Source organism: Komagataeibacter sp. NFXK3, from assembly GCF_054182245.1.
Genome location: NZ_JAPIVJ010000003.1, coordinates 319,457 through 327,407, shown reverse-complemented (window position 1 = coordinate 327,407; position 7,951 = coordinate 319,457). Strand labels below are relative to the sequence as shown.

Sequence of the window (7,951 nt, the reverse complement as noted above, 5' to 3'; positions counted from 1 at the left end):
GCTCGGCCAGATGCTGGGGCGTAATCCGGGCAGCTTCTTCGCTCAAACGGTCAAAGGCCACACGCGGTATGGTCGTGGCGCGAGCGCTGTCGAGGTTCAGGGATCGTACATACTCCAGGCGTTCCAGCAATCGCAGGATATTGCGCGCGGCTGGTGACAGGGGCGGGTTACGCAGCCACGAGAGCGAGGAGGCACTGCGATCGCCACGACGCTCCAGCATTTTGTCCAAACGACAACGGGTTTCCGGCGGCAGATCCCCTGCAAGGACGTCATGGACAAGGTGATCGGCCTGCTGGCGAGCACGGCGCACCAAGGCTTCAATGACAGTGACCGACGGCAGGAGAATGCTTCGGCGACGCATCTCGTCAATCAGGATCGCAGCCATGCGGGATGGCTGGGTCACATGATGTGCAATTGGCATCGCGAAACCGGTCATGTCATGAAATGCCGACCGATCGAAGGTTCGGTAGCCATAACGCTTCATCAGGTGGGCCAGATGGGATCGACGGGTTTCGTCACGACGTCCGTAATGGGACCAGAGCCCAGGGGACAGGTCGAGCTGCCGCGCAACAAATGACAGAATGGGAGCCGGTGGTGTTTCACCAGATTCCAGCACCCGTCCCGGCCAGCGCATGTAGAGCATGACCATCGCAAAACCCAATCGGGAGGTTTCTCCGCGGCGGGTTGCGATCAGATCGAAGTCATCCTGGCTGAGTGTAAAATGTCTCGTGATCTCGCGATCATCGACAGAAGGCTCGTAATGTCGGGCGAGAGCTTCACGGGTCAGAAGACGGCGCCGCGCCATGATCGGATGTCTCCTTCATGTGTCCGGAAGGGGATCATTGAACGGACGATCACTGGTTCACCTGCCAAGGCAGAAAAACAGCCGAAAGCCGAGTCTCATATAGATGGTACCATATTTTTTGCATTGATGGGGCGTTATACGTTACACTTTCCCGCATGACGCACACATTGATCGGCTATGCCCGATGCTCGACGGACAAACAGGACCTCGCGGTCCAGCAGCAGGAACTTCTCAAACTCGGTGTTGCTGCCGATCGCATCTACACGGACAAAGGCTTTACTGGCACGAACCGGGAGCGACCCGGCCTTGATCAAGCCCTTGCGGCTGTTCGCAGTGGCGATACTTTGGTCGTGCCAAAGCTTGATCGGCTGGCCCGATCTGTCCCTGACGCGCGAGCCATTGGCGATAGTCTGACAGCCCGTGGTGTGAAGCTTCAACTTGGGAGCAGCATTCACGATCCGTCAGATCCGATGGGTAGACTGTTTTTCAACATCTTGGCGACTTTCGCGGAGTTTGAAGCCGATCTGATCCGGATGCGCACCCGCGAAGGCATGGCGGTCGCCCGCGCCAAAGGCAAGCTACGCGGGAAAAAACCTAAGCTCTCTGACCGGCAGCAGAAGGAGCTTCGCCGGATGTATGATACCGGCGATTACTCCATCAGCGATCTAGCCGAAGTCTTTTCCATCTCTCGTCCGACAGTCTATCGAGCTCTCAGCAGAACAGCCTCAATGTTCTTGTCGGGTTCACTCTAAGCGTACGTAAAGTACACTTTCGTGTCGTGACCCCTAATATCGGGCATGAAAAAACTTAATCGTGAGGTTGGTAACGGATTTATTATAATTGTATCAATAGTCACAGTAATCCGCCAAAAAAACGGTAGACTCATGCCCCTTTCGGCAACCTGCCCTGCAAGCGGAGCGTAGTGGAGAAATATTTTTTACTTCGGAGCGCCTTCTGGTGAAACCATTACGGTTTTACCGTAAAACCGTCGTGCGCCATTGGCCGCATCAATGGATCATACCTGTGGTTACGGAACAGTGTTGCGCTGCCCGCTCGCCGGGGTATCAGGAGCGATAAAGCGCAGAGTTTTCAGATGACGCCGGAAAGGCATAACGCAAATAAATCCACCTTGAAAACGAGCATAATGAGAACTGACCTTATATAAAGTGCGACACCCCCCATTATGATGGGCGAAACGGCACTCTTTGCACCATCCTGGGTTATGGCGGCACATCCCATGCCAGCAAGGCAGGCATCATGCCTGTCAGCCCCGCACGTGGCATACCTGATGACGCAACACCCCAATACCGTGAGTTCGTGGCCGAATGGGGGCGCGAATGGGCATAGCCACTCCTATCTCACGCCACGGGAATTGCTGGATTATGACTGGACATACAACGTGCGGCCTGGAGGCTTGCCCAACTTTAAGGAATGGGTGGCATGGAGCGACAATAACAAAGCAAAAGCACCGGACAACTATCGCGCCGCCATAATCGGTCGCTCCATTCGCCATGTCAGTACAGGCGCAATGAAAAAACTTCTTGAACAGTATCACGCCCTTTCGCCCGGCCTAAAGCGGGTTTCTTTTCTGGCGGAACATGCAGACACGTACGCACAGGCGTGCATGGCATCTCCCCGCCTGTGCCGCGACCGGCTTTTTCTGAGCAGAAACAGTGCCGGTTCTGCTGCATATCGCGCGCAGCACTTCAGGGCTCGCTCGATAGGATGCGGATCGTGTTTTTCTTCAACAACTGACCCTGCTGCCGATGGAGCCGCAGACCATGCCGGCCATCGGGGGATCGCACCCGGCCCGCGGGTCGGGATCAGCATCGTCTATATACGCGTATATATAGACGATGACACACCTGTCCCTCATCATGCGCTGTCATGTCAGGCAGCCTGGCGGGGCAGAAGATCGTGCAGCGTGGTCTGGTCCAGCACATCAAGGAAAGCCGTAAGCGAGCGGGCCAGCAGATGACGCAGGCGACACATATCGGCCAGAACGCAGGCCTGACCATATTCTGGCTGGCAGGCTTTCATGGAGAGCATGTCCGCCTCCATCATGCGCACGATGTCGCCGATGATGATCTCATGTGGCATGCGCGGCAGTTCCAGCCCCCCTGCCCGGCCCCGACGGGTATCAACGACCCCGTTGGTAGAAAGCCGATTGACCACCTTGACGAGATGATTGTGGGAAATGCCATGATTTTCGGAAATTTCATGCACGGAAACGCGCCGACCAGGGTTTTGTCCCAGATAAACCAGAACACGAATGGCATAGTCGGTATGAAGGGTCAGGCGCATGGTATCTGGGCTCTGGCTCCCTGTCTTGTAAAGCCCGCCTGCATGATGCAGCAGCAGGCGATAGGCCAAGGCGACGGCGTGCGGGGCATGGTATTCCTGTTATTACACTGTGTGGACCAATTTCCTCATACCATATCAAAAAAGACCGCTGCCGTCCTTATTGCAACCGGAAAATACGGCCTTTTCATCATATATATAAATCTTATATAGGCATAAGTAGAAATTATAGATAGCACGGCATGGGTCATGCCGATGCGCGCGTTTTCTCAATCCCGTGCAGAGCGGATTTCCAGAAAATCACATGCCTTCAGCTTGCCTGCATGGGCCTGATTTACAGTTTTTTAGGCTCATGCAGGATATCATGCAGCGTAATGCGATCGAGCACCGACATGAAAGCATTGAGCGATTTGGCAAACAGCCCGCGCAGGCGGCATGCATCCGCCAATATGCACGCCTGGCCGTTTTCAGGATTACAGGACACAATTCTGCCCATATCCGCCTCCATAAGGCGAATGATATCTCCGATAATGATCTGGTGCGGCGCGCCGGCCAGTTCCAGGCCGCCACTGCGCCCGCGCCGCGCCAGAATGACACCGTTGCTGGACAGACGGTTCACCACCTTGACCAGATGATTCTGGGAAATGCGGTGGGTCTGGGCAATCTCCTGAATCGCAACCCGTCTACCCGGGTTCTGCCCAAGGTAGATGAGGGTGCGAATGGAGTAGTCGGTGTAAAGAGTAAGGCGCATGGCGTGTCATGACGCCTGTAGCGTGATCTCGGTATGATCTGGCGCAATGATGTGTTCCGCAAGCACAAGATTTGCAGCGGAAATCGGGGGAGAAATATAAAAACCCTGAATCCGGTCCGCGCCGATCTCGCGCAGCATTTCCAGCTGGCCTTTTGTTTCCACGCCGCTCACGGTCACGCTCAGCCCGAACGCATGAGCCAGTCCAATCAGATGCGCCACCACACCACGCGCCTGCTGGCTGGTTTCAATGTCTTTTACCAGCCTGCGTGAGATTTTGGCCTGCGTGAAAGGAATCGTGCGCAGAACCGCGATTGGCAGCGTCGCCAGCCCGAAATCATCCAGCGTCAGCTGAAAGCCGATTTCGGTCAGTTCCTGAAGGCGCTGCAGAACGCGATCGGAGCGCCTGCCAGCCAGAACGTTTTCCGATACTTCCAGCACGTAATCGGATGCCTTGCCGCCCTGCCGCTTTATTTCAGCCTCAAGGTCATTCTGGAATCCGATATTGAGCAGGTCCAGCCGCGAGAGATTGATGGTCAGGTTGGGATAGGTATCAAGGCTCGTATTCCACATCCGCATGTCATTCTGAAAGGACTTGACCAGGCGCGTGCTCATGACCTGCGCCAGGGCGGCATCAAGGAACACATCACGGAAACTTTCCGCCGCCAGCAGGCCGCGCTGCGGGTGGTGCCAGCGCAGCAGAGCCTCGATCTGGTCGCACTTGCCGGTGCTGAAATTCATGATCGGCTGGTAGTAAAGCTCGAACTGGTCCTTCTGCACCCCCTCACGCGCATCATTGAGGATCTGCGCCCGCTCCAGCGCATGCTGGTGCAGGGTCATGTCGAACATGCGCGCCTGGTGGCCGCCCGCGCGCTTGGCGGCATAAAGCGCGATATCGGCATTCTTCTGGAGTGATTCGGCACTTTCCTGGCTGGCAATGGGGCTGACCCCGATGCTGCCCGACACATTGACCATGGTGTTGCCCACCTCGATCGGCGCTTCGAGCTCGGCCAGCAGTTTCTCCAGCATGAGGTTAAGCGGATATTTGTGCAGCGTATGGTTGAGGATGAGCGCAAACTCATCGCCCCCCAGCCGGCAGACGGCATCTTCAGGGTGAACAAGGGCCAGCAGGCGGTTGGAAATCACCTTCAGCACCACATCACCCGCATGGTGGCCATGAATGTCGTTGATCTGCTTGAAGCCATCGAGATCGAACATGACCAGCATGATATCGCGGGTAATGTTCCGCGACTTATCTTCCACCGCGGTCTGGAGCACGTTGTTGAAGCCACCACGGTTGAACAGCCCCGTCAGCGGGTCGGTCGCAGCCAGCGACTTGAGCCGGTCACGGGTGTTCATCAGTTCGGTAATCTCGAAACGGGTTGCGACATATCCCTCCACCGCGCCCAGCGAGTTGTGCTTGGGCATGATGGTGGTGGCCACCCAGTACAGCGTGCCATCCTTGGCCCGGTTGCAGATATTGCCGCGCCATACCTCGCCGCCCCGAATGGTGCGGTACATCTGCCTGAAAAAGCTCGCATCATGATAGCCGGAATTGACAATGCGATGCGTCGCCCCCAGCAGCTCTTCACGCGGGTAGCGGCTGATCTCGCAAAAGCGGTCATTCACATAGGTAATCACACCGCGCACATCGGTAATGGCCACGATCAGGACATTGTCCACAACATCAGCCCAGAAATCCGAATCCTGGTGGGTCAGCGCGCGCAGGCGATCATCGTGCTTGAGTGACATGGCATATGGCTCCATCTATCCCTTAGCGGATCAGGACTTTGCAGGGGTTGCCGGGCTTGCGGCGGCAGGCTTGGCTGTAGGCGCAGCGTCTTTTTTGCCGCCATTCCCGGGCTTGCCATCCTTTTTGGCGCGGGCTGCCTCGATTTCACGAATGACGGCGGGCGCGCCGCCACGGCGCACCCAGGCTTCAAGATCCTGCGGCGCCAGCGGCTTGGCGAACAGGTAGCCCTGCATCACGTCGCAATTGAGTTGTTCCAGCAGGTCGCGCTGCTGCTCGGTCTCGACGCCTTCGGTCACCACCGTCATGCCCAGCCGCGAGCCGATGCCGATCACCGCCATGGTCACGGCCTGGGCGTTGGTATCATGCTCGAAATCGTTGATGAAGCTGCGGTCGATCTTGATCTCGGTCAGCGGCAGGCGGGTCAGGCGCGAGAGCGAGGAGTAGCCGGTGCCGAAATCATCCATCGACAGGCCGCAGCCGATATTGCGGATCGACTGGAGCACTTCCTCGGTGTCGCGGCTGTTATCCATCATCACGCTCTCGGTAATTTCCACCGTCAGGCGCGAAGGCTTGAGGTTATGGTCCTTGAGCAGGGCCGCGATATGCTCGGGCAGCGCACGGTTGCGGAAATGCACGGCGGACAGGTTCACGGCCACGGTGGGCACATGGATGCCGTCACGGTCCCACTTCACGATCTGGCGGCAGGCCTCGAGCAGCGACCAGCGGCCAATGGCCTCGATCTGGCCGGTCTCCTCCGCCACGGCGATGAAGCGCGAGGGGAAGATGTTGCCAAGATGCGGATGGTGCCAGCGCGACAGTGCCTCCACACCGCTGAGTTCAAGCGTATGGGTACGCACCTGCGGCTGGTAGTGCAGGTTGAGCATGCCCTGCGCCAGCGAATCACGCAGCGCCGAACCCAGCACCAGCCGGTCCTGCGCCACCTGGTTCTTTTCCAGGTTGGCGAAGCGAAAGATGCCGCGCCCGTCTTCCTTCGCCTGGCGCATGGCGGTATCGGCATGGCTGAGCAGGGATTCACTGTCCGGCCCGTTGGCAGGGAAGGTGCTGATGCCGATCGAGCACGAGATAGACAGCGTGTTCTGCCCGATCTGGAGCGGACGACCGATGGTTTCGAGCAGCTTGTGCGCGATCTCCTCGATCTGCTTGCCTTCGCAGTCGGGCACCACCACCACGAATTCATCACCGCCCGAGCGGCTGAGCACGTAATCCTCCTTGGCGATGGAGCGGATGCGCCCTGCGATCTCGACCAGGAACTGGTCGGCATAGACATGGCCAAGCGCATCGTTGATATCGCGGAAACGGTCGATATCGAGCATGAAGATGGCGAACTGCCGGTTGCCGGGCTGGGCGATGATGTCTTCCATGACCCGATGCAGCGCGCCACGGTTGAGCAGGCCGGTCAGGCTGTCATAGCGGGCAAGCTGGGTCATGTGGGTCTTGGTGGCGTGCTGCTCCAGCGCCAGCGCGCAGAAGGGCAGGCACGCCCCCACAAGGCGCTGCGGCCACGCGCCAAGCTGGTTGGACTCGCGCAGGTACAGCGCGAAGATGCCCGTTATCCGTCCGTCACCGGCCATGACGGGTGCCGCATAGCATGACTGCAGCCCCAGCGAGCGGCACATGGACTGATAATTATCCCACACCAGCCGACCGGTATAGGAGGCATTGGCCTTGAGCTTTTCTACATCCGAGGGTGACGGCACGGTGGTTTCAAGCGCATTGCGGATGCGCGGCGGCAGGGCGGAGGTGCAGATCACCCGCCAGGGCTGCGCGTCATCAAGCACCAGCAGGGCCGCGACCGAATTGGGCACGAAGGCTTCAACCTTGCGGCAGATCAGCTCGCCAAGATCCTGGATCAGCATGTCGCTGGCCAGCGCCTGCAGCACGTCGTTCTGCAGGATCAGGATCTTGCGCCGCTGGCTCTCCTCCGTGACGTTCTTCATCACGCCCATGTAGTAGGTGAGCCGCTTGTCCCCCTGGCCGATCTGCACCTTGGAGAGCGAAAGCTCGCCACAGATGTATTCCCCATCGGCGCGGGTGAACTCCACCTCGCGCGATGTGCCGACAATGCGGTTATGCCCCGTCTCGCGATTGCGATCGATGTAGCGGTCATGCTCATGGCGCAGGCGGATGGGTACCAGGCAGTCCACATTGCGGCCGATCACGTCGGCCCGGGGGATGCCCCACAGGGATTCCGCCGCCTGGTTATAGAAGATGATCTCGTTTTCCTGCCCGATGATGACGGTTGCATCAATGGCCTGCTCAAGGGCGGGAAGAAGGATTTCTGTGGTGAGGGCTGTGATATCGGGCATCGTCGTGCGGTCTTTCT

Annotated in this window: 6 protein-coding genes; 1 reads left to right on the top strand and 5 read right to left on the bottom strand. The window is 58.2% G+C overall.

The genetic code is table 11. The annotated features are described in order from the left end of the window. On the bottom strand, positions 1 to 805 hold an 805-nt coding region (locus OQZ28_RS05590; RefSeq protein ID WP_458135423.1), incomplete at its 3' end, for a DUF4158 domain-containing protein. A 155-nt stretch (positions 806 to 960) separates the two neighbouring features. Between OQZ28_RS05590 and OQZ28_RS05585 the strand changes: the two genes are divergently transcribed. Beyond that, entirely contained in the window at positions 961 to 1,557 is a 597-nt protein-coding gene (locus OQZ28_RS05585; RefSeq protein WP_110914744.1) for a recombinase family protein, read from the top strand. A 1,138-nt stretch (positions 1,558 to 2,695) separates the two neighbouring features. Here the strand turns inward: OQZ28_RS05585 and OQZ28_RS05580 are convergent. From OQZ28_RS05580 to OQZ28_RS05565, 4 genes are all read right to left on the bottom strand, one after another. After that, entirely contained in the window at positions 2,696 to 3,109 is a 414-nt protein-coding gene (locus OQZ28_RS05580) for an RrF2 family transcriptional regulator (RefSeq protein WP_130732187.1), read from the bottom strand. Between the two features lie 331 nt (positions 3,110 to 3,440). Beyond that, positions 3,441 to 3,857 carry an RrF2 family transcriptional regulator gene (locus OQZ28_RS05575; RefSeq protein WP_130732189.1) on the bottom strand — a complete coding sequence of 139 codons (417 nt, stop codon included), beginning with the start codon at positions 3,855 to 3,857 and terminating at the stop codon, positions 3,441 to 3,443. Positions 3,858 to 3,863: 6 nt separating this feature from the next. Continuing rightward, positions 3,864 to 5,606, bottom strand: coding sequence for a putative bifunctional diguanylate cyclase/phosphodiesterase (locus OQZ28_RS05570; RefSeq protein WP_458135422.1), 1,743 nt, complete (start codon positions 5,604 to 5,606; stop codon positions 3,864 to 3,866). Positions 5,607 to 5,636: 30 nt separating this feature from the next. Beyond that, a complete protein-coding gene (locus tag OQZ28_RS05565; protein ID WP_458135421.1) occupies positions 5,637 to 7,934 on the bottom strand; it encodes an EAL domain-containing protein in 2,298 nt (765 codons plus the stop codon). Positions 7,935 to 7,951 lie beyond the last annotated feature (17 nt).

Excerpts from the sequence above, each read along its gene's own strand:
- OQZ28_RS05585 (WP_110914744.1), top strand. The coding sequence starts at position 961 with ATGACGCACACATTGATCGGCTATGCCCGATGCTCGACGGACAAACAG.
- OQZ28_RS05580 (WP_130732187.1), bottom strand. The coding sequence starts at position 3,109 with ATGCGCCTGACCCTTCATACCGACTATGCCATTCGTGTTCTGGTTTAT.
- OQZ28_RS05575 (WP_130732189.1), bottom strand. The coding sequence starts at position 3,857 with ATGCGCCTTACTCTTTACACCGACTACTCCATTCGCACCCTCATCTAC.
- OQZ28_RS05570 (WP_458135422.1), bottom strand. The coding sequence starts at position 5,606 with ATGTCACTCAAGCACGATGATCGCCTGCGCGCGCTGACCCACCAGGAT.
- OQZ28_RS05565 (WP_458135421.1), bottom strand. The coding sequence starts at position 7,934 with ATGCCCGATATCACAGCCCTCACCACAGAAATCCTTCTTCCCGCCCTT.